A 20,562-nucleotide genomic window follows, 5' to 3' on the forward strand; every position below is an offset into this window, starting at 1 on the left:
TAAGGGAAATCACTGATGGGGCACCCCAGATAAGGATGCAGCCTGTACTAGTTACGCTGAATGGTTCCGTTACCGAAAATCCAGAATGCTCCCTGGCCGAAAAGATAATCCAGACCAGAAATAAGAAGGAGCATCACCACGACGAAGAACAGAACTCCGAAGAAGTAACCAACCAGTTCACGTCCGGTGGGAGTAGTAACCTTCTTCAACTCCGCAAAAACTTCACGGAGGAATGCAAAAATACGGCCGAAGAAACCGAGCTTCTTATCGCTCTTCGACGATGCGCCGGGCTTAACAACCTTCTCGGCGGTAGCAGACGATGCCATTTCTTCTGCCCCTTTCTGAGTCTAAAAAAGTACGCCCGGGGTGCGGGCGTACAAATTATTTATTGAGGCAATAAAAGCAGGGCGGACAGGACTCGAACCTGCAACCTGCGGTTTTGGAGACCGCTGCTCTACCAATTGAGCCACCACCCTTTGAAGCGTTAACTTCAGGTGTGAGAGTTGCTTCTCACTTGTCTACTCCTCCACTGCCTCCTAAGCCGTGGCTTTAGAGGGGCAAACAATTACACCCTTGCGGGTGCAGAACTAACTGTAAACCATCTTTCGGGGCCGATGCAACTTCAAAATGTAATATTTTTCGAAAAACCTCTTGAGATACCTTGACGAAGGGTTCCGCATCGCTACTAGTGGACCGTATCCTATTACAAGGAACGCCGCACACACCCGCGCCCATCACGCGCGGATTGGTCCCACACGTGCATTCCCATCACCTATTTCCTTGTCGACTTCACGCCGGCAGCGCACAAGAAGAAAGAGAAGAGAGCCCCATGGCGCGTATTTCAAGCCGCATCGGTGCCATCGCACCCTCCGCAACCCTTGCCGTCGACGCAAAGGCAAAAGCACTCAAGGCTCAGGGACGCCCCGTCATCGGTTTCGGCGCAGGCGAACCGGACTTCCCCACCCCCGCGCACATTGTGGACGCCGCACGCGAAGCGCTCAACGACCCCAAGAACTTCCGATACTCCCCCGCCTCCGGTCTTCCCGAACTGAAGAAGGCAATCGCGGAAAAGACCCTGCGCGACTCCGGCGTAGAGATTGACCCCTCCCAGGTTGTCATCACCAACGGCGGCAAGCAGGCGGTCTACCAGGCATTCGCAACCGTCATCGACGAAGGCGACGACGTCCTGTTGCCCGCACCCTACTGGACCACCTACCCCGAGTGCATCCGCCTGGCAGGCGGCAACCCCATCGAGGTGTTCGCCGGTAGCGACCAGCACTACAAGGTCACCGTCGAGCAGCTCGAAGCCGCATACACCCCCGCCACCAAGGCACTTATCTTCGTCTCCCCCTCCAACCCGACCGGTGCCGTCTACACCGAAGAGGAAACCCGCGCCATCGGCGAATGGGCACTGTCCAAGGGTATTTTCGTGCTGACCGACGAGATCTACGAGCACCTCACCTATGACGGTGTTAAGGCAGTCTCCATCCTGAAGGCAGTACCCGAGCTCGCTGACCTGTGCGTCATCCTCAACGGCGTGGCAAAGACCTACGCCATGACCGGTTGGCGTGTGGGCTGGATGATTGGCCCGCGCGACGTCATCGCCGCAGCCTCCAACCTGCAGTCCCACATGACCTCCAACGTCAACAACATCGCCCAGCGCGCAGCCCTTGCCGCTCTGACCGGTCCGCAGGACGACGTGGAAATCATGCACGCAGCCTTCGACCGCCGCCGCCGCACCATCGTAGATGGCCTGAACGCTATTGAAGGCGTGCACTGCCCCGTACCCACCGGTGCGTTCTACGCATACCCGGATGTACGCGAACTGCTCGGCAAGGAAATTGAGGGCGTACGCCCGCAGACCACCGCAGAGCTGGCTGAGCTCATCCTCGAAAAGGCTGAGGTCGCCGTAGTTCCCGGCGAGGCATTCGGCCCCAGCGGCTACCTGCGCCTCTCCTACGCCCTGAGCGACGAGGATTTGGCAGAGGGCCTGGCACGCCTGCAGAAGTTCCTCGGTCAGGCACGCGACTAGTTCGCGGCTCTCCGAACCGCGTCTCTTGCCCCGGCGGGAGGTGCGGTTTAGGTGTTGGGTGAACCGGCACAAAACGATCAAACACAGGGCTATTGACCGTTTTATGTCCTAAAAACCGGGAATCCCACAAAGATTTAAAAATATTTTTAAAACGTTCGAGGCCTCCCGCATCTTTTCGGATGCGCGGAGGCCTCGTTTGCCTCTTCGGTGCCATAGGTGGGAAGCGGCGGCTATTTGTATATCAAACCCAAACATACAGGTTTCAAAAACCTGAACTTTTATGCCGCGATTTGGGCATTCCCACGCCTTTCCACCACTACCAACACAACCCAAACACCGCTAAAATAGAGACCAAGAGAACGACCTCCCGACCGGCACACATTCCCGTGCCAAAATCGCGGAGGTCATAGTTATATACGCGCGCACAACACCCCAATGCGCAGACATCAACAAGGAGCCAATATGAAGATCGGTCTGCTTACTTCCGGCGGCGACTGCCCCGGCCTGAACGCTGTCATCCGCGGCGCCGTGCTCAACGGTGTCAAGAAGTACGGCTACGAATTCGTCGGCTTCCGCGATGGCTGGCGAGGCGTCGTTGAAGGCGACTACATGGACCTGCCCCGCCAGAAGGTCCGCGGCCTGGCATCCCAGGGCGGCACCATCATCGGTACCTCCCGCACCAACCCCTTCGACGGCCCCAACGGTGGCCCCGAAAACATCGAAATCATGATGGAACGCCACGGCATCGACGCAATCGTCGCTATCGGTGGTGAAGGCACCCTCGCAGGCGCAAAGCGTCTGGCAGACGCAGGCCTGCCCGTCATCGGTGTTCCCAAGACCATCGACAACGACCTGCGCGCAACCGACTACACCTTCGGTTTCGACACCGCAGTGTCCATCGCAACCGAGGCAATGGACCGCATCCGCACCACCGGTGAATCGCACCACCGCTGCATGGTCGCCGAGGTCATGGGCCGCCACGTCGGTTGGATCGCACTGCACTCCGGTATGGCTGCAGGCGCACACGCAATCCTGATCCCCGAGGTCAAGGTCTCCATGGAGCAGGTTGCTGAATGGGTCAAGGAAGTACACGACCGCGGCCGCTCTCCCCTTGTTGTTGTGGCTGAAGGCTTCATCCCCGAAGGCTTCGACGACGTCATGGCAAACAAGGGTACCGAGAAGGACGGTCGTCCCCGCCTCGGTGGTATCGGTGAGTACATCACCCACGAAATCGAGAAGATGACCGGCGTCGAGACCCGTAACACCATCCTGGGCCACATCCAGCGCGGTGGCGCACCCACCGGCTACGACCGCGTGCTCGCAACCCGCCTGGGCATGGGCGCAGTCGACATGGTCGCTCAGAAGCAGTGGGGCAAGATGGTCTCCGTTCAGGGCACCGAAATCAAGTACGTACCCCTCGAAGAGGCACTGGACGGTCTGAAGTCTGTACCTCAGGAACGCTGGGAAGAAGCAGCCGTCCTCTTCGGCCGCTAAACCCCACAGCCTCAGCGCATTAGCTGAGCACTCATACTAAAACCGCGGAGGCGGGCACTCGTAACGGGTGCTAGCCTCCGCGGTTTTTATTTCTAGTTCAGGCGGTTTTGGGCTGGGAAGCGCCTAACGCTTCAGGAAGTCCTGACCCGCCAAAGAACGACGCGCCACCTCACCGGACTCCGGCGAAACCACCGTCGTCTGTGCCACCGCATACTCGGTAGCCGGTGCCGGCGAGCCATCGGGCAGGAAATCGCCACCGTCAACCGCACGCAAAGGCGCCTGCGGATCAACGCCACGCTTAATGACCGCAAGGGCGATAGGCCCGGCCTCGTGGTGCAGCGCCACCGAGGTAATGCGACCGACCGGGCGGGACTTGCCTTCCACGAATAGCTCACTACCTGCCGCGGGCAGGGTGTGCTCCGAACCGTCAATATCCAAGAACACCAGGCGGCGCGGCGGACGACCCAGGTTATGAACGCGAGCCACCGTCTCCTGCCCCTTGTAGCAGCCCTTATCGAAATGCACCGCGGTACGGGTGTAATCCAGCTCCTGAGGAATGGTCTTATCGTCAGCCTCGGTACCGTAGCGCGGGCGCCACGCCTCAATACGCAGAGCCTCCGCAGCCCACAGGCCCGCAAAACGCGCATCCGCAGATTCAGCCAGGGCGGGCAGGACAGAGCGCGGCACAATGCTCAAGAACCGCACGTAGTCCGCGCCAGGGTGAGCGTCACCCGCCTCATCGTAACGGTAGCTGCCAGGTGCCGGAGTGTGCCAAGAGTCCTCCCACACCAGCGGCTTAGTCTCGGCGAGCGCCGGATGCACCGAACCGTCCTGCAGAATCGGGTTGCGGGCGCTCTCCAGCACGGCGTACTCGTCGCTGAGGTTCTGTACCTCAACACGCATCATGAACTTCATGCGGTTCAGGTAATCGGTCAGCGGCTGAGCCTGGTCGCCCTCCACGATGAGCCAGAGCGCCTCGCCGTCTTCAATTGCGGCGGGTGCGTACTCCACGCGGCCTTGAGGGGAAAGCAGCAGGAACTCGCGACTCTCCCCGGCGGTCATACCGGTCAGAATCTGCGAGGCGATGGAGGTCAGCCAGGTCTGGCGGTCCGGCCCCTCAACACGCACCACGCCCAGGGAGGAGCGGTCCACCAACACTAGCGGCTCGTCCGCGCTGGCGGAGCGGTCGAAGCTGAGGGCGCGCTGCTCCAGCATGGGGTTGCCGTAATGTGCGGCGACGCCGGCATCCAGCCCGGAGGCGGCAAAAGCGCCGTGCAGGCTCAGCAGGGGGCTCACCGGGCGGGCGGCATCGGGCTGGGGTGCCTCAGCCTGAGGCGCTTCAAGCGAAGATTCAGTCACGGAAGGTGCACCTTTCACGCAAAGAGTCTGCCCCGCCGGCCAGCGGGGCAGACTCACGTTAGTTATTAGGCGGTGGGCTCGGAGCCGGGCTCGCCGGTGGGCTCTTCGCCATCCAGGGAACCGAACATCGAGGTGCCCAGGGAGTCACCGGTCATCGACGAGGTCTTACGTAGCTCAGCGGAGGCGTGCTTGTGCAGCTTACCCTCGGCGTCTGCGATCTCCCAGTCCCACATGAGGTTGCCGTTGACCAGGCCCCACAGGCGCACGGAGCCTGCGTATTCGTGGGAGATGTCGTCGCGCAGCAGGTTACCGGTCTGCATGCGGATGACCGGACCCTTAACCATGCCCACGTAGTTTTCGCTAATGCCGCCGGGGTGCGCGATGGTTGCGAGCAGCGAGAAGCCGTCGTCGGCATTGCGGAGAGTCTCTACGCTTGCCGCGTCAGCGAAGGCGGGAACAACGTCCTTGGGGACAATGCCGAAGCCGCCGTCAGCGTCGGTCAGGGGGCGGTCAATCTGCCAGAAACCGGTTTCAACGGTGATGGGGCGCAGCTTCTGACCCTCGTCATCGAGCAGGAAAGACTCAGCGCGGTATTCAATGAAGGGCAGACCATCCTGCTCAAAAGTAATAATCTGGCCGAAGGGGGTGTTTTCCTGGCCTTCGTACCACATGGTTCCGGTGCCTTCCCAGGTACCAAGCAGCCATGCGAAGGGAACAAGTTCAGGGGTTAGGTTGGTAGGGATTTCAATAGCCATACCTCCCATTTTAGTACCCGAGCGTAAAAACGGCACCCTGTTCGTTCGCTCACGGCACGGGGTAGCACCGCCTCCTGCAGAGTAAACGGTACGGCGGGCAGCATAAAGAAAACCCCCAACCGGAGGGGACCGGGTGGGGGTTCACGCCGCCATTGGCGAGGCGGTACGAACCGTACGACCGCCTAAAGCCCTGTGTGGGCGATGCTTCTGCTCTGTGCGGGAAGACTACTTCTGTCCGCTGAAGAGGCCACGCAACACTGCGAATGCACCGATACCGATGCACACGGAGATAATAGCCATCAGCGACATGAAGAGAGCTTCAAGAGCCATAAGATTGTTTTCCATGCCTTAAACCTACCACAGACCCACCCCGAAAGGGCGCAGAATCAACGGCTGAAACATAGTGAACAGCACGATTCTCAACAGGCATACGCCCCACCCGGCGCCAGCAAAATATTAGCCCCGCAGAATCCGGGTAGGTGCCCCATCATAGCCAGCTGAGAAGCCTGTACGAACAGTCCGGAATACGATATTCGGCCCGGTCTACACCGGCGCCCACAGCCGCGTCACAGCCTGGCGAGTACACTAGAAAGAGCCTAATATTTTACCGGGAAAGGAGAGGGTGTGTACCGTATTGCGCTTCTGAGCGATACCGCCGCGCAGGATATGATCCCCTCGCTGAGTCTACTCAGCCACAAGGTACACGTTTTCCCCCTCGACACCGCCCATACCACCCTTGAAACCGAGACATTCGACCTGCTCATGGTCGATGCCCGCACCGCCCTCGTCAAAGCACGCCACTGCGCCCAGCTACTGCGCGCCGCAGGTGTGCAACTGCCGCTCATCGCACTCCTGAACGAAGGTGGCATGGCGGCTGTTGCCGCCTCCTGGCAGGTGGACGATATTGTCTCTGACCAGGCCTCCCCTTCCGAAATGGATGCGCGTCTGCGTCTTGCCATCAAAAGGGAAGCAACCGCTGAAGAAGAAAACCAGCAGGAACGAGTGGTACGCGCAGGCAACCTCGTGATTGACACCCAGGCGTACTCCGCGCATCTTTCCGGTACCGCACTGAACCTGACCTTCAAAGAGTTTGAACTGCTCAAATTCATGGCGCAGCACCCCGGACGGGTCTTCTCCCGCGCCCAGTTGCTCTCCGAAGTGTGGGGTTACGACTCCTACTACGGCGGCACCCGTACCGTGGATGTGCACGTGCGTCGTCTGCGTTCCAAGCTCGGCACCGAGTACGAGCAGATGATTTCGACCGTGCGTAATGTGGGGTATTCCTTCAATAGCACCCGCTAAATTTCGCGGCGCCAACCACTCAATTGGTGTACCCACTCTGCCAGTTGCCCCGGTACTGCACCGAGTACCAGAATGCGTAAATGTTCCGGTTCTTGTCATATTCGCCCAGGACGGAGAACAAACTCTCCAAAGAGCAACTATCCCCGGTAGAGTTGAATCAGAAGGCTACGAAAGAAGGCGATGATGGTACACAACCAGACACCCGATTCCTCCACCCTGTCCACTGCAAGCACCCCGGTCTACGCAGAACCGCAGCTCACCGAAGAGCTGCTGGAACGCTTCGATTCCTTCGCGCAGAAGGTTGCCCGCCATGACGGCGTCTCGGCGTTCTCTGAGCAGACCCGCATTGAGCTGAGTAAGGCACTCCGCGAAAGCACCCTGACCCCTCCGCGTTTCTTTGTCGCCGAGGATAACGGCACCCTCGCTGCCGTCTTTGTGGCGCTCACCCCCGCCAACGACGAAGACACCGGCGTGATTGAGGCAGCCGTCGCCCCCGAATACCGCGGACAAGGCGTAGGTAGCGCATTCTTCGACCACGCCGTCCGCCAGCTGGGCGATGACGCGACCCGCTACCGCCTCTGGGTTCACGGTAGCGCCACCGACACCGGTATTGAAAGCCCCGCCCACGCGTTTGCAACCCTGCACGGTTTCGAGCCGGTGCGTGTGCTGTACAAGATGGTTCTGCCCCTGGACGCGCAGACCCGCGAAGAGCTTGTGGAACGCTCCGATGCGCGCACTCTGCCGGAGAACCTGCGCATGCGCACCTTCACCGGCGCAGACGAATTCCCCTGGCTTCGCGTGAACGCCGCCGCTTTTGCGCACCACCCGGAGCAGGGCAAGCTCACCCTTGCCGATTTGCGCGAGCGCACCGGCTCCCCCTGGTTCCGTCCCGAGGGTTTCTTCATCGCCTCCGAGGTTGAGGATGACTCCGCCATTGCGGCGTTCACCTGGACGAAGATCCCGACCGGTCAGGAGCAGAGCGAGCTGTCACCCTCCGGCGAGATTTACGTGGTGGGTGTGAACCCACAGGCTCAGGGAGGCGGCCTGGGCCGCACCCTCACTCTGCGTGCGCTGGCATACCTGGCATGCGCTGAGGATGAGAACGGCGAGCCGCTGCGAGCCATTGACCTGTACGTGGACGCCGACAACACCGCTGCGTACTCCCTCTACACTTCCCTGGGCTTTGGTGTGGCGACGGTTGATCGCATGTACGCTCCCGCCCAGCAGGATGAGCCTGCCGCATAGTTTCTGTACGCCGTCTTTGACGTGCTTCTTCACGACTTATCCCCGATCAGAAAGGCAAGTACAGTATGGTACCCGCCCCCAATGGCCTGAATAAGGCGCCTAAGCCCAAGCCGTCTGAGCCTGCGCCCATGACCGGTGTCATTCACATTGGCCACGATATTTCGAAGATTGAGCGCGCCGAATCTCGCGGTGACCGCATTGAGAAGGGTGAGAAGCGCTCCTACTTCAGCTTGGAAGAGGAGTTCGGTCCAGATCGTTTCTTTGACCGTGAGAGCAGCTGGCTGGATTTCAACACCCGCGTGCTGGAGCTCGCGGAGGACCCGAACCTGTTCCTGCTGGAGCGTCTGAACTTCCTGGCGATTGTGGCATCTAACCTGGACGAGTTCTTCATGGTGCGTGTGGCGGGTCTGAAGCGTCGCATTGCGACCGGTCTGGCGGTTCCTTCGGCTGCCGGTCTGAGCCCCGAGGAGCAGATGGAAGAGATCGCTGAACGCGCCCACCAGCTGCAGGCTCGTCACGCTGATGTGTTCCACAACCAGGTTCTTCCGGCTCTGGAGGAGCAGAACATCCGCATTGTGGGTTGGAACGACCTGGATGCGGATGCTAAGCAGCGCCTGCGTCAGGAGTTCATGCAGGACATCTTCCCGATTCTGACCCCGCTGGCGGTTGACCCGGCGCACCCCTTCCCCTACATTTCGGGTCTGTCGCTGAACCTTGCGGTGCTGGTGCGTAACCCGCAGACCGGCAAGGAGCTGTTCGCCCGCGTGAAGGTGCCCGATCAGCTGGACCGCATGATCTCTGTGGATGGTTCCCGCGCCGCTAATACTGCCAGCCGCGAGAGCCGCTACATTGCTCTGGAAGACATCATTGCTGAGCACCTGGATACCCTCTTCCCGGGCATGGAGGTTGTGGAACACCACGTCTTCCGCGTGACCCGTAACGAGGACCTTGAGGTGGAAGAAGACGATGCAGAGAACCTGCTGAAGGCCCTGGAGAAGGAGCTTCTGCGCCGTCGTTTCGGTCCGCCGGTCCGCCTGGAGGTTGAGGACACCATCAACCCGACCATCCTGGATTTGCTGATTTCTGAGCTGAACATTGACGAGTCTGAGGTGTACCGTCTGCCGGCTCCGCTGGATTTGCGCGGCATGAGTGCGATTGTTCGTGCGAACCGCCCGGCTCTGCACTACCCCAAGCACATTGCGCACACCTCCCGCTGGCTCAACGCCACCGAGACCGCGAAGGCTGCGGACGTTTTCGCGGCCGCCCGCGATCACGATGTGCTGCTGCACCACCCGTACGATTCCTTCGCGACCAGTGTGCAGGCGTTCCTGGCTCAGGCTGCCGCCGACCCGCGTGTTCAGGCGATTAAGCAGACCCTGTACCGTACCAGTGGCGACTCCCCCATCGTGGATGCGCTGATTGAGGCGGCTGAGGCTGGCAAGCAGGTTGTGGCGCTGGTGGAGATTAAGGCTCGTTTTGATGAGGAAGCCAACATCTCGTGGGCTCGTAAGCTGGAGCGCGCCGGCGTGCACGTGGTGTACGGCATCGTGGGTCTGAAGACTCACTGCAAGCTGTCGCTGGTGGTGCGCCGCGAGGGTAACCACCTGCGTCGTTACGCGCACATTGGTACCGGTAACTACCACCCGTCGACCGCTCGTTTCTACGAGGATTTGGGTCTGATTACCTGTGACGAGCAGATTTGTGAGGATGTCTCCCGCCTGTTCAACCAGCTGTCTGGTTACGCACCGAAGACTAACTACCAGTCGCTGCTGGTGGCGCCGCGTACTCTGCGTAGCGGCCTGATTGAGTGCATTGATCAGGAGATTGAGAACCATAAGGCGGGCCGTCCGGCGAAGATTCAGTTCAAGTGCAATTCCATGGTGGATGAGGCCATCATCGATTCGCTGTACCGTGCTTCGCAGGCTGGTGTGCCGGTGGATGTGGTGGTTCGCGGTATTTGCGCTCTGCGCCCGGGCGTTAAGGGGCTGAGCGAGAATATTCGCGTCCGTTCTGTGCTGGGTCGTTTCTTGGAGCACTCGCGCGTGTTTGCGTTTGAGAACGGTGGCGACCCGATTGTCTACATTGGTTCTGCCGATATGATGCACCGCAACCTGGACCGCCGCATTGAGGCTCTGGTGCCGGTGAAGGATCCGCGCCACGTGAAGTATCTGCGTGACATGTTCACTATCTACATGAGTGATTCTTCGCGTACTTGGCACCTGGATTCTGAGGGTAACTGGACCCGCCACGATACCGATGACCAGGGCAACCCGCTGCAGGATGTGCAGTCGTACTATCTGAGCTCGCGTTCCCGTAAGAACGTGGTGGATAAGGTCTAAGGACTTGCCGCTGACCTACCGGTGATTTCTGGTTGTGAACCCCGTCTGTTCTCACGCTTTTTGGTGTGAGGGTAGGCGGGGTTTGCCGCGTGTCGTGCAAAAACGTGCGGTGGACTAGTGCACTTAGCGCAAAAGTGAACAACAGGTTACGTTGAGATTACAACTTGACGCTTCTCTCCCCTACAATTAGACGCGGAGCATGGTGCCCGTTGGCATTGTGCGCAGCCTAGCGAAGAGGATCAGAGAGAGATATGGCACCGCTGGATTCCCCCTCCATCTACTACTCGGCACGACGTTTTGACGCGGTCAACAGCATTGACCGTTCCCCCGCGAACACTGCGGATATTGTTGCTTCTGGCGCACTGATTTGGCGTATGCGCGATGGTGCGCTTGAGGTCCTGATCATTCACCGCCCTCGTTATGACGACTGGTCCTGGCCTAAGGGCAAGCAGGATCCGGGCGAGTCCCTTGCTGAGACCGCTATTCGTGAGATTCGCGAAGAGGTCGGTCTGCAGGTTGTTCTGGGTGTGCCCCTGGCGGTGACTTCCTACCCGGTGGGTGGCCGTCCGAAGGATGTTTTCTACTGGGCTGCTGAACTGCCCGACGGTGCCCGCGCCCTGGCGGATGAGGGTGAAGTGGATGAGCTGCGCTGGGTGACCACCGATGTGGCTCGCGCGCTGCTGACTAACCAGGATGACCTGGCACCCCTGGAATCCCTGGAGGCTCTGGCTGAGGCGGATGCGCTGCGCACCCGCCCGATTCTCATTGCCCGCCATGCGAAGGCTAAGCCTCGTTCGAACTGGGCTGCTGCTGAGGATGACCGTCCGCTCGCGGCGACCGGCAAGCGTCAGGCGTTGGCCTCTAGCCGTCTCTTTGCGGCGTGGGCTCCGAGCCGTATTATTTCTTCCCCGTGGCTGCGTTGCGTTCAGACCGTGACCCCGTACTCGGTGGATTATGGTGTGTCGGTGAAGGAGAAGAAGTCCCTATCGGAGGCGGGCGCTCAGCGTCACCCGGCACGTACTGCCCGCACCGTGGCGTCACTGTTCGATAAGGATTCTTCGTCCCTGCTGTGCACTCACCGCCCGGTGCTGCCCCAGGTGATGGATGTTCTGCGCGAGTACCTGTTGGAGGGCTCCGCGGAGGTTCTTCCGGCTGAGGACCCGTACCTGGAGCCTGGCGATGCCCTGGTTCTGCAGGTGACCGAGGGCGATAACCCGCGTATTGTCTCGGTGGAGCGAGTACGCGCGGCTCTGGACTAACATCCATATACTTTGATCTTCTAACGGTGAGCGCGCTGGGCTTTATGCTCAGCGCGTTTGCTCTACCTGCGCCCGTTCGAGGGTTTTACAATAGAGGGGCGGTTGATTTGTGGCCGTCTCTCACGTCTACTAACAGGATTCAAGGTTTTTCTTATGACTCACGCAATCCCCACCCCTTACGAAGATCTTCTGCGCGAAATCCTCGAGGAGAACAAGGACGCCATTACGGCGGATGCGCAGCGTTCCGACCGTACCGGCACCGGCACCTTCGGTGTTTTCGGCCGTCAGATGCGTTTTGATCTGCGTGAGTCGTTCCCGCTGATTACCACCAAGCGTGTGCACTTCAAGTCGGTTGCTATTGAGCTGCTGTGGTTCTTGCGCGGTTCGTCGAATGTGCGCTGGTTGCAGGAGCGCGGCGTGACCATTTGGGATGAGTGGGCTGATGAGAACGGCGATTTGGGCCCGGTGTACGGCGTGCAGTGGCGTTCGTGGCCGACCCCCGATGGCGGCACGATTGACCAGATTGCGAAGGTTATTGAGTCTCTGAAGAACAACCCGAGCTCTCGCCGTCATATTGTTTCGGCGTGGAACCCCGCCGAGGTGGATAGCATGGCGCTTCCGCCCTGCCACGCGCTGTTCCAGTTCTACGTGTACGAGCGTCCGGACGGTGTGAAGGAGCTGTCCTGCCAGCTGTACCAGCGTAGTGCCGACATGTTCCTGGGCGTGCCCTTCAACATCGCCTCGTATGCATTGCTGACCTACCTGATTGCTGAAGAGGTCGGCGTGGTGCCGGGCGAGTTCATCTGGACCGGCGGCGACTGCCACATCTACTCGAACCACCTGGAGCAGGTGAAGAAGCAGCTGGGCTACGGCACCGACCCGGAGGGTAACCCCTACCCGCCGCGCGAACCCTACCCGTACCCGAAGCTGGTTATTAAGACCAAGAAGCCTTCTATCTTCGATTACGAGTATGAAGACTTTGAGCTGGTGGATTATAAGCACCATCCCGGTATTGCCGCACCGATTGCGGTCTAACTGTAGGTAGTTCTAGGAGGCATGATGTATCGTCTGGGTGCTATTTGGGCTCAAACCGATGCCGGCATCATTGGTCGTGACGGGGATATGCCCTGGCGCGCCCCGGAGGATTTGGTGCATTTCAAGAAGGTGACGCTGGGTGCTCCGGTGATTATGGGTCGCCGCACGTGGGAGTCCTTCCCGCCGCGTTTTCGCCCTCTGCCGGGCCGTACGAATATTGTGATTAGCCGTTCTGTGGCCGAGGCGCAAGAGCGTGATGGCGCCCTGTGGGTTCCTTCGCTGGATGCGGCGCTGTACGCGGCTCGTGACGCCGTGGGCGCGCCGGTTGAGGATACCCCCGCGGATACCGTTACCGCGGATACCCCCGCAGTCGACGCCTGGATTCTTGGCGGCGGCTCCGTGTACGCGGAGGCGCTCTCCCGCACCAACCTGCCCGCTTTCGGTCGGGTGAAGACGGTGGAACGGACCCTCTTCTACTGCCAGGAGGGCAACGAGATTACCGGCGATACGCGAGCGCCCGAGCTGCAGCTTGCAAATTCTGCGGGCAGTTGCGAGGGCAGCTCACCAAACGGGTGCTGGCGGGTCACCTCCGAGAGTGCCTGGGAGAATAGTGAGAAGGGCTACCTGCTCGATGAGTCGGGCACGAAGAACCCCATGTACTTCTCGTTCCAGCGGCTCGAACGTATCTAGTTCAAGCTTCCCTCGTTCACTCGCTGATATAGACATGCATTTCAGGCCTGCGGCTGCTCCACCCGGAGCGCCGCGGGCTTGAGTGTTTAATGCGCCTCCCGGTGCCCCGGTAATAAGCCCCGCCTCTTCACACGGTATTCCGTTCCGAATATCAAATTTTTTGTACGGTGTTAGTCCGCACCCGCCAGCCTGAGAGTACACTGGGAACCATGAACTTTAATCCCGGTGACTCTGTAGGTTTTGTTGGCTGGCGCGGCATGGTGGGCTCCGTCCTCATGAAGCGCATGGTTGAGGAAGGCGACTTCGAGGGCATTACCCCCATCTTCTTCACTACCTCTAATGTTGGTGGCGCTGCGCCCACCTTCGACGGCGTAATTGAGCCGTCCGAGCTGAAGGACGCATACGACATTGATGAGCTGCGTAAGCACTCGATTATTGTGACCGCTCAGGGCGGTAGCTACACCGAGGCTGTGCACCCGAAGCTGCGTGCAGCCGGCTGGGACGGCCTGTGGATTGACGCCGCTTCCACCCTGCGCATGAACGATGACTCCATCATCGTGCTGGACCCCATCAACCGCGACGTCATCGACCGCGGCCTGGCATCCGGCGTGAAGGACTTTGTCGGCGGTAACTGCACCGTCTCCTGCCTGCTGATGGGCCTGGGCGGCCTCTTCAAGAACGACCTGGTCGAGTGGGCTACCTCCATGACCTACCAGGCAGCGTCCGGCGGCGGTGCCCGCCACATGCGCGAGGTGCTCGCACAGTTCCGCGACCTGGGCAACGAGGTCTCCGAGGAGCTGAACGACCCCGCATCCGCAATTCTGGACATCGACCGCAAGATCCTTGCTAAGCAGCGCTCCGGTGAGCTGGATTCTTCCCAGTTCGGTGTGCCGCTCGCCGGCTCCCTAATTCCCTGGATCGACTCTGACCTGGGCAACGGTCAGTCCCGCGAAGAGTGGAAGGCTGAGGTCGAGACCAACAAGATCCTGGGCCGCTCCGAAGACGATAAGATCACCATGGACGGTCTGTGTGTCCGCATCGCTGCGATGCGCTCGCACTCTCAGGCGCTGACCATCAAGCTTAAGAAGGACCTGCCGCTCGAGGAGATTGAGCGCATCATCGCTGAGGACAACCCCTGGGTTCGCTTCGTGCCGAACGAGCGTGAGGCTTCCATGGAGCAGCTGACCCCCGTGGCTGCTTCCGGTTCTCTGGAAATTCCGGTTGGTCGCGTGCGTAAGCTTGCGATGGGCCCCGAGTACATTAGCGCGTTCACCGTGGGTGACCAGCTGCTCTGGGGTGCTGCTGAGCCGATTCGCCGCATGCTGCAGATTGCTGTTGGCAAGCTCTAAAGCTCACTGACAAGCTATAAGAAAGCCCTCGCTCCCATTCTTTTCGGATGGGAGCGAGGGCTTTTTGTGCCTGCGTATAGCGCGTGTGGGCTTAGCGCGAGCTGGTTTAGCGCTGGCCGGGTTAGCGCTGGTTTGCGGCGGCGGCTTTGCGTTCTGCCTTGCGTGCGGCTTTGCGTTCCTTACGTTGCTGTCGCCAGGCGCGGTAGCGGTACCAGGCGGTGAGCACCACGTGCTTCATGAAAATATTGGCGCGGCGTGCCCAGGTGAATTCGGTACCCCAAATGCCCAGGCCGATGAAGATGAACAGCCAGCCGGGGCCGGGGGTGACGAGCATAATCAGTCCGGCGATAAAGCAGAAGGCGCCCACGCCGATGACGAGGGGCTTGTAGAGATGACGCATGACCGGATGCGCGTGCATGCGCTCCTTGCGGGCTTCGAGCCAGCGGTGAAAGCGGCTGGTCTCGCTTTCCTTGACTTCATCTTCAATGGTTTTCAGGGGTGGTCCTTCCAAACGTGCCGTAGGTGAGTTTCACCGGGCGGCGGTGGTTAGAGAATAGCACCTACCGCTGGGCGGCGGCTGTGAAAGATTTCTTCATGTTGAGATTTTTCCGTCATCTTCACAATTTTTTCGTTTCAATAGTGTTCAAGTCGAAAGTACCTTTATACACTGTAAGGGAACAATTCGCCCGGCACTACGCCTAAACACTAAGGAAGCGACCCACTACCGTGTCCTCCCCTCGTCCCGTATCAACGGACTCACCCCGCACCAACGCTGCTGCACCCGCTGGTACCTCTGCACCCGCTACTGAACGCAACGCCGCCCCGACTCTCAACGAACGCCTCGAAAACCTGCCCTTCACCCGCGCCCACGGCAAGCTCCTGGGTATCTCGGGTCTCGGCTGGGCACTGGACGCCATGGACGTTGGCCTCATCTCCTTCGTCATGGCGGCACTCATCAAGGAATGGCAGCTCAGCCCCACCGAAGCCTCCTGGCTCGGATCCATCGGATTCGCCGGCATGGCGCTCGGCGCAACCTTCGGCGGCCTACTCGCCGATAAGCTCGGCCGCCGCTACATCTTCGCCCTCACCCTGCTGGTATACGGTCTGGCGACCGGCGCCTCCGCCCTGGCGACCTCCCTGGGTGTGTTGCTCGTCTTCCGTTTCCTGGTCGGTCTGGGTCTGGGCGCGGAACTTCCCGTGGCATCCACTCTGATTTCTGAGTTCTCACCTCGCGCTATCCGCGGCCGCGTCGTGGTCGCGCTGGAGGCTTTCTGGGCTCTGGGCTGGATCCTCGCCGCTCTCATCGGCACCTTCGTCGTTCCGCAGGCGAACGGCTGGCGTTGGGCGCTTGCCATTGGTCTGATTCCCGCCATCTACTCGCTCGTAATCCGTATGGGAACCCCCGAGTCGGTGCGCTTCCTGGAGTCGGTCGGCAAGCACGATCAGGCACGCCAGGTGGTCGAACGTTTCGAGGCCTCTCCCGCGCTCTTCTCCCGAGCCGGTAAGAAGCAGACCGAAGACGCTTCCGCACACGGTGCCGCAGAAAGTGCTGACAACGCAGAATCCGCGAAAATCCACTCCATCTGGGCTGCCGGTCAGCGCCGCAAGACCATCGCCCTGTGCGTCATCTGGTTCTGCATCAACCTCTCCTACTACGGCGCGTTCATCTGGATTCCGGCACTATTGAACGCCCAGGGATTCAGCCTCGTGAAGTCCTTCGCGTTCACGCTCATCATGACCCTTGCCCAGCTGCCCGGCTACGCGGTCGCCGCCTACCTCATCGAAAAGTGGGGCCGACGCACAACCCTGGCGACCTTCCTGCTTGGCTCCGCGCTGGCGGCGGCTGGCTACGGCATGGCGCACGCCGAGGTATTCATCATCCTCGCCGGATGCATGCTCTCCTTCTTCAACCTGGGTGCGTGGGGTGCCCTCTACGCCCTGAGCCCGGAAATCTTCCCGACCCACCTGCGCGGAACCGGCACCGGTGCCGCCGCCGGTATCGGTCGTATCGCCTCCATCGCGGCACCGCTCATTGTGCCGCCGCTGGTCGCATTCGGTGGAACCCCGCTACTCTTTGCGCTCTTCTCCACCGCGTTCCTGGTAGCGGCAACCACCGTGTTCTTCCTCCCTGAACGCCGCGGCGAATCCCTCTAAACGAGCGGCACGCCATACAATATGAGCTGTCCCTCCTGAACGCTCTTTCCGAGCAATCAGAAGGGACAGCCCATTTGTCATTTAAGCCCTCTAACCGTGCGCCACAACCTCAAACTATGAGAGGATACGTTCTATGCTCGATTCCTTCCTCTCCAACCCCTACCGCACAGAGTTCAGCCCCTGGCCCGTGAGCGAACACTACGCCACAGAACGCGCCGGCGGCGTGCCCGAAGCCATGCTGCTACCGGGCGAACTCACCGTGCACCGTGGCGACGGGGCAAAAATGAGCTACTACTTGGACTGGCCCGAGGAATTCAACGAATATACCCGCGCAATCACCCTGCGCCCGCGCACTAAGAACGGCTACCCGCAGGACTTTATGTTCACCGTCGCCGTACGCGACGGCCAAGCTGTCTTCACCGCAACCGCCCTCAGCTTCTGGGAGCAGCGCGACGGCCGCCCCTACGACCGTGAGCCCATCGCCCGCGGCTACGTGGACGTCGCCTCCTACGAATCCTGCGAGGAATACGCCGGCATTTCCGCCGCGCCCACCCTCATCGGCTGGGATATCGCAGACCCCTACCCGGCACGCATGGCGCTCATCCGCGCCCTCTGCGAAGGAGTCGCCAGCAGCATCACGATGGGCACCCAAATCCTCGCGGACGGGCAGGTACAGGTCGACCACAAGGACGGGGATCTGCTCGCCCTACACGTAAACGCGATTAGCACCGTAGGCGGCATGGTCCGCGCCCTCATCATCGAACAGGACCGCGTACCCAGCGGCGTATCCACCGGCACCACTACCGGCGCCTCCGAGCGTGCCGACCTGCAGACGCGCGCCTACTACGCCAACGTGCTTTCCCCTGTTCCCGGCGAGTTCGGCAACCTTGTCTGGTCCCGCAGCGAGGACGCGGAATACTACCCGTACCGACCCACGCGCCATAAGCCGATTTTCCACGCCCCCAGCCCGCCGCAGAAGCTTCCCCTGGCGGTTCAGGTGCTGATGGAGCACCTGCCCGCCGCTCCCCTGGCGGCAACGCGCACAGCGCCCAAACGCAGGCCCTACCTGCCGGGGCAGGTGCGTATCTCCTCACCTCGCCATTAGCTCAGCAAGTCAATACAACGCTTCGGGCGGCCTCTTTATCAGAGACCGCCCGAAGCGTTTATTCTATACGTCCTCGCGCTACGAGAGGCGAGAAGTTAAGCGTTTAGATTTCGCCGTTGACCACGACAGGCTCAGGAACCAGGGTCACACCAAAACGTTCACGCACACCATCGCGCACAGCGCGGGCAATAGCGAAAATATCCTCAGCGGATGCGCCGCCGCGGTTCGTAATCGCCAGGGTGTGCTTGGTCGACAGGCTTGCACGACCCTGAGCGATCTCGCGAGACTCACCCTCCAGGCCGAAGCCCTTCTCGAAACCGGCGTGCTGAATCAGCCAAGCAGCCGAGAGCTTCACGCGATCGGGGTCCTCGACACCCGCGGTAAACGGGGAAGTCTTCACGACCACCGGGAAGTTCGGGGCGCCCTCCGGCAGGGACTCCAGAGTAGAACGCGGAACGATCGGGTTGGTAAAGAAAGAACCGGTGGAGAAGGTGTCACGATCCTCGGGGTTGAGCACCATACCCTTGGAGCCGCGCAACTGAAGCACCTTTTCGCGTACCAGGGCGGATTCGGCGCGCTGACCGGGCTCAACGCCCAGGCTCCTCGCCAGCTCGGCGTAACGAATCGGGGAGGACAGGCTACCGAGGGTGAACTGGAAATCAACGGTCAGCACCACGTAGCGGGGCGAGCCGTTGACGGTTGCGCGCTTGAGCACCGAGTCGCGGTAGCCGAAGCGCAGGTCTGCGCTCGCGAAGGTCTTCCGAGTGTTCTTTTCGCGGTCCCAGGTGCGTACGGAGGCGATGAACTCGCCCACCTCAACGCCGTATGCGCCGACGTTCTGCACGGGGGTTGCACCCACGGTGCCGGGAATGCCGGAGAGAGCCGCGGGGCCAACCCATTCATTCTCGATGCTGAGCTTCACGAAGTCGTCCCAGATGGTGCCTGCCTGCACGCGCACGTTCGCGCCGCCGCATGCGGGGATGGGCAGAACCTCTACGCCTTCGGAGGCGATGTGCACGACGGTTCCGTTGAAGCCTTCGTCGGAAACCAGCAGGTTGGAGCCGCCGCCCACGATGAGGACGGGTTCGCCTGCGGCGTCTGCAGCGGAGACTGCTTCGATAATTTCTGCTTCGGAGGTGGCGCGGACGTAGGTCTTAGCGGGGCCGCCTACCTGGGCGGTGGTCAGTTCGCTCAACAGCTTTTCAGTCATAGGTTAAGAATACCGGTCGTTGTGCGGGGTCGACACCCACCATGCGTTAAAGTCACGAAAACCTTATGGTGATTTTGCCTTCATTTTCCGGCGAGCCTCCCACGAAAAAGAAGCGCCACCACCCGCCGGCGAGCGCGCAGTCGAGCGCACAGCCGAGCATGCAAAAGCCCCGGCACCACCGCATCGCGGTAGCACCAGGGCTTTCACATAGCTACTTTCACGCGGTTATCTACCCGCACAGAAAAATCTATGCCGAGAGACGAACCACAGCCTGGCTCTTCATCAGAACCTTCTGTTCCTTGCCTTCCTCATCACGAGCGGTGACGGTCAGGTCAATGCGGGCGGTGCGCTCTTCCTCATTCAGGGCGCCCACCTTACCGCTGATGGTCAGGGCGTTCGTGGGGGTGTCGGGGTTTTCGCCGCCGGGTGCATCCGCCACGGGAACGGGCTTGGTGAATCGAGTCTGGTAGTCCACAATCGCACCGGGGTCGCCTACCCAGTCGCTCACAAGCTGCACTGCGGTACCCATGGTCAGCATGCCGTGAGCGATTACGCCGGACAGGCCCACCGACTGAGCGAAGCGCTCGTTCCAGTGAATCGGGTTGAAGTCACCGGATGCGCCAGCGTAACGCACCAGCGAAGCGCGGGAGAGCTCCACGGTACGCGAACCGATGTCCTGGCCCTTTTCAAGATCTTCAAAACGCACCATTAGTTTTCCTCCTCAGCACGAACCAGCAGGGAAGAGATGCAGGTGGTGACCGGCTCGCCCTGCGCGTCAACGATTTCTTCGCGGGTGGTCAGCATTGCGCCGGCACCCATGACGCGTACGGAGTCCACGTGAACTTCGGTGCGCAGCTCATCACCGGCAACGATGGGGCGGTGGTGGGTGAAGCGCTGGTCGGCGTGCACCACGCGGGAGAAATCAATACCGGCGGAATCGTCGTTGATGAGTGCCGCGTCAGCTGCCTGCGCCAGGATAATGGCGAAGGTCGGCGGGGCAATCACATCTGCGTACCCTGCCGCGCGGGCTGCCTCAACGTCGTGGTGGAGGGGGTTTTCTGCGTGAACTGCTCGGGCAAATTCGCGGATCTTTTCACGGCCGACAACGTAGGTGTTCTCGGACGGGTAGACCCTGCCCACAATCTCAGGGTTAATGCTCATGGTTTCAGTCTACCGTTCTTATGCACAGTGTTCAGCTCGAACGCGCAGAGTGGACGCATCAGCAAACAGCCAG

Annotated in this window: 18 protein-coding genes and 1 tRNA gene; 11 read left to right on the forward strand and 8 right to left on the reverse strand. The window is 60.6% G+C overall.

Annotation, left to right across the window (positions count from 1 at the left end; all coding sequences use genetic code 11):
* Nucleotides 1-47: 47 nt before the first annotated feature.
* Both secE and HMPREF2527_RS05630 read right to left on the reverse strand, forming a co-directional pair.
* A complete protein-coding gene (secE, locus tag HMPREF2527_RS05625) occupies nucleotides 48-326 on the reverse strand; it encodes a preprotein translocase subunit SecE (protein WP_070506970.1) in 279 nt (92 codons plus the stop codon).
* A gap of 77 nt (nucleotides 327-403) precedes the next feature.
* Nucleotides 404-476, reverse strand: a tRNA-Trp gene (locus tag HMPREF2527_RS05630).
* 353 nt (nucleotides 477-829) lie between these two features.
* On the opposite strand from HMPREF2527_RS05630, the gene HMPREF2527_RS05635 reads away from it, so the two are divergent.
* Together HMPREF2527_RS05635 and HMPREF2527_RS05640 are read left to right on the forward strand one after the other, a co-directional pair.
* Entirely contained in the window at nucleotides 830-2,032 is a 1,203-nt protein-coding gene (locus HMPREF2527_RS05635; protein WP_049363147.1) for a pyridoxal phosphate-dependent aminotransferase, read from the forward strand.
* 462 nt (nucleotides 2,033-2,494) lie between these two features.
* On the forward strand, nucleotides 2,495-3,526 hold the full coding sequence (locus tag HMPREF2527_RS05640; RefSeq protein ID WP_049347329.1) for a 6-phosphofructokinase: 1,032 nt from the start codon (nucleotides 2,495-2,497) through the stop codon (nucleotides 3,524-3,526).
* 123 nt (nucleotides 3,527-3,649) lie between these two features.
* Here the strand turns inward: HMPREF2527_RS05640 and HMPREF2527_RS05645 are convergent, their stop codons facing one another.
* A complete protein-coding gene (locus HMPREF2527_RS05645; protein WP_049363144.1) occupies nucleotides 3,650-4,885 on the reverse strand; it encodes a CAF17-like 4Fe-4S cluster assembly/insertion protein YgfZ in 1,236 nt (411 codons plus the stop codon).
* A gap of 65 nt (nucleotides 4,886-4,950) precedes the next feature.
* Nucleotides 4,951-5,640: a nitrobindin family protein gene (locus HMPREF2527_RS05650; protein WP_049363143.1), complete on the reverse strand. Its 690-nt coding sequence runs from the start codon at nucleotides 5,638-5,640 to the stop codon at nucleotides 4,951-4,953.
* A 624-nt stretch (nucleotides 5,641-6,264) separates the two neighbouring features.
* Here HMPREF2527_RS05650 and HMPREF2527_RS05655 point away from each other — a divergent pair.
* The 7 genes from HMPREF2527_RS05655 (at nucleotide 6,265) to asd (ending at nucleotide 14,859) form a co-directional block, all read left to right on the forward strand.
* Complete coding sequence (locus HMPREF2527_RS05655) at nucleotides 6,265-6,942, forward strand: winged helix-turn-helix transcriptional regulator (protein WP_083294463.1); 678 nt, start codon at nucleotides 6,265-6,267, stop codon at nucleotides 6,940-6,942.
* Between the two features lie 180 nt (nucleotides 6,943-7,122).
* Nucleotides 7,123-8,187, forward strand: a complete 1,065-nt coding sequence (mshD, locus tag HMPREF2527_RS05660) for a mycothiol synthase (RefSeq protein WP_070506973.1) — start codon at nucleotides 7,123-7,125, stop codon at nucleotides 8,185-8,187.
* Between the two features lie 65 nt (nucleotides 8,188-8,252).
* Complete coding sequence (locus HMPREF2527_RS05665) at nucleotides 8,253-10,526, forward strand: RNA degradosome polyphosphate kinase (RefSeq protein ID WP_083294464.1); 2,274 nt, start codon at nucleotides 8,253-8,255, stop codon at nucleotides 10,524-10,526.
* Nucleotides 10,527-10,777: 251 nt separating this feature from the next.
* A complete protein-coding gene (locus tag HMPREF2527_RS05670; RefSeq protein WP_070506976.1) occupies nucleotides 10,778-11,785 on the forward strand; it encodes an NUDIX hydrolase in 1,008 nt (335 codons plus the stop codon).
* A gap of 153 nt (nucleotides 11,786-11,938) precedes the next feature.
* The gene (locus HMPREF2527_RS05675; RefSeq protein ID WP_070506979.1) at nucleotides 11,939-12,820 is read left to right on the forward strand and encodes a thymidylate synthase; all 882 of its coding nucleotides are present in this window, start codon (nucleotides 11,939-11,941) and stop codon (nucleotides 12,818-12,820) included.
* Between the two features lie 24 nt (nucleotides 12,821-12,844).
* Nucleotides 12,845-13,510, forward strand: coding sequence for a dihydrofolate reductase (locus HMPREF2527_RS05680; protein ID WP_070506982.1), 666 nt, complete (start codon nucleotides 12,845-12,847; stop codon nucleotides 13,508-13,510).
* A gap of 209 nt (nucleotides 13,511-13,719) precedes the next feature.
* Entirely contained in the window at nucleotides 13,720-14,859 is a 1,140-nt protein-coding gene (gene asd / locus HMPREF2527_RS05685) for an aspartate-semialdehyde dehydrogenase (protein WP_049353367.1), read from the forward strand.
* A 121-nt stretch (nucleotides 14,860-14,980) separates the two neighbouring features.
* Here asd and HMPREF2527_RS05690 read toward each other — a convergent pair whose 3' ends face one another.
* On the reverse strand, nucleotides 14,981-15,370 hold the full coding sequence (locus HMPREF2527_RS05690; RefSeq protein WP_005508339.1) for a PGPGW domain-containing protein: 390 nt from the start codon (nucleotides 15,368-15,370) through the stop codon (nucleotides 14,981-14,983).
* Between the two features lie 215 nt (nucleotides 15,371-15,585).
* Here HMPREF2527_RS05690 and HMPREF2527_RS05695 point away from each other — a divergent pair, with 215 nt between their 5' ends.
* Together HMPREF2527_RS05695 and HMPREF2527_RS05700 are read left to right on the forward strand one after the other, a co-directional pair.
* Nucleotides 15,586-17,013, forward strand: a complete 1,428-nt coding sequence (locus HMPREF2527_RS05695; protein WP_070506988.1) for an MFS transporter — start codon at nucleotides 15,586-15,588, stop codon at nucleotides 17,011-17,013.
* 133 nt (nucleotides 17,014-17,146) lie between these two features.
* A complete protein-coding gene (locus HMPREF2527_RS05700; protein WP_070506990.1) occupies nucleotides 17,147-18,118 on the forward strand; it encodes a histidine kinase in 972 nt (323 codons plus the stop codon).
* Between the two features lie 103 nt (nucleotides 18,119-18,221).
* Here the strand turns inward: HMPREF2527_RS05700 and HMPREF2527_RS05705 are convergent, their stop codons facing one another.
* The 3 genes from HMPREF2527_RS05705 to HMPREF2527_RS05715 all read right to left on the reverse strand — a co-directional run bounded on the left by HMPREF2527_RS05705 (nucleotide 18,222) and on the right by HMPREF2527_RS05715 (nucleotide 20,489).
* Nucleotides 18,222-19,328, reverse strand: coding sequence for a UDP-N-acetylmuramate dehydrogenase (locus HMPREF2527_RS05705; RefSeq protein ID WP_070506993.1), 1,107 nt, complete (start codon nucleotides 19,326-19,328; stop codon nucleotides 18,222-18,224).
* Between the two features lie 247 nt (nucleotides 19,329-19,575).
* On the reverse strand, nucleotides 19,576-20,037 hold the full coding sequence (locus tag HMPREF2527_RS05710) for a MaoC family dehydratase (RefSeq protein ID WP_005508334.1): 462 nt from the start codon (nucleotides 20,035-20,037) through the stop codon (nucleotides 19,576-19,578).
* Entirely contained in the window at nucleotides 20,037-20,489 is a 453-nt protein-coding gene (locus HMPREF2527_RS05715; RefSeq protein WP_005504824.1) for a MaoC family dehydratase N-terminal domain-containing protein, read from the reverse strand. The genes HMPREF2527_RS05710 and HMPREF2527_RS05715 overlap by 1 nt, the downstream gene beginning before the upstream one ends.
* Nucleotides 20,490-20,562 lie beyond the last annotated feature (73 nt).

Origin of the sequence: Rothia sp. HMSC071B01 (assembly GCF_001808945.1) — a bacterium.
GTDB lineage: Bacteria > Actinomycetota > Actinomycetes > Actinomycetales > Micrococcaceae > Rothia.

Excerpts from the sequence above, each read along its gene's own strand:
- HMPREF2527_RS05705 (WP_070506993.1), bottom strand. The coding sequence starts at position 19,328 with ATGACTGAAAAGCTGTTGAGCGAACTGACCACCGCCCAGGTAGGCGGC.
- secE (WP_070506970.1), bottom strand. The coding sequence starts at position 326 with ATGGCATCGTCTGCTACCGCCGAGAAGGTTGTTAAGCCCGGCGCATCG.
- HMPREF2527_RS05640 (WP_049347329.1), top strand. The coding sequence starts at position 2,495 with ATGAAGATCGGTCTGCTTACTTCCGGCGGCGACTGCCCCGGCCTGAAC.
- HMPREF2527_RS05670 (WP_070506976.1), top strand. The coding sequence starts at position 10,778 with ATGGCACCGCTGGATTCCCCCTCCATCTACTACTCGGCACGACGTTTT.
- HMPREF2527_RS05715 (WP_005504824.1), bottom strand. The coding sequence starts at position 20,489 with ATGAGCATTAACCCTGAGATTGTGGGCAGGGTCTACCCGTCCGAGAAC.
- mshD (WP_070506973.1), top strand. The coding sequence starts at position 7,123 with ATGATGGTACACAACCAGACACCCGATTCCTCCACCCTGTCCACTGCA.
- HMPREF2527_RS05675 (WP_070506979.1), top strand. The coding sequence starts at position 11,939 with ATGACTCACGCAATCCCCACCCCTTACGAAGATCTTCTGCGCGAAATC.
- HMPREF2527_RS05700 (WP_070506990.1), top strand. The coding sequence starts at position 17,147 with ATGCTCGATTCCTTCCTCTCCAACCCCTACCGCACAGAGTTCAGCCCC.
- HMPREF2527_RS05680 (WP_070506982.1), top strand. The coding sequence starts at position 12,845 with ATGTATCGTCTGGGTGCTATTTGGGCTCAAACCGATGCCGGCATCATT.
- asd (WP_049353367.1), top strand. The coding sequence starts at position 13,720 with ATGAACTTTAATCCCGGTGACTCTGTAGGTTTTGTTGGCTGGCGCGGC.
- HMPREF2527_RS05665 (WP_083294464.1), top strand. The coding sequence starts at position 8,253 with ATGGTACCCGCCCCCAATGGCCTGAATAAGGCGCCTAAGCCCAAGCCG.
- HMPREF2527_RS05635 (WP_049363147.1), top strand. The coding sequence starts at position 830 with ATGGCGCGTATTTCAAGCCGCATCGGTGCCATCGCACCCTCCGCAACC.
- HMPREF2527_RS05710 (WP_005508334.1), bottom strand. The coding sequence starts at position 20,037 with ATGGTGCGTTTTGAAGATCTTGAAAAGGGCCAGGACATCGGTTCGCGT.
- HMPREF2527_RS05650 (WP_049363143.1), bottom strand. The coding sequence starts at position 5,640 with ATGGCTATTGAAATCCCTACCAACCTAACCCCTGAACTTGTTCCCTTC.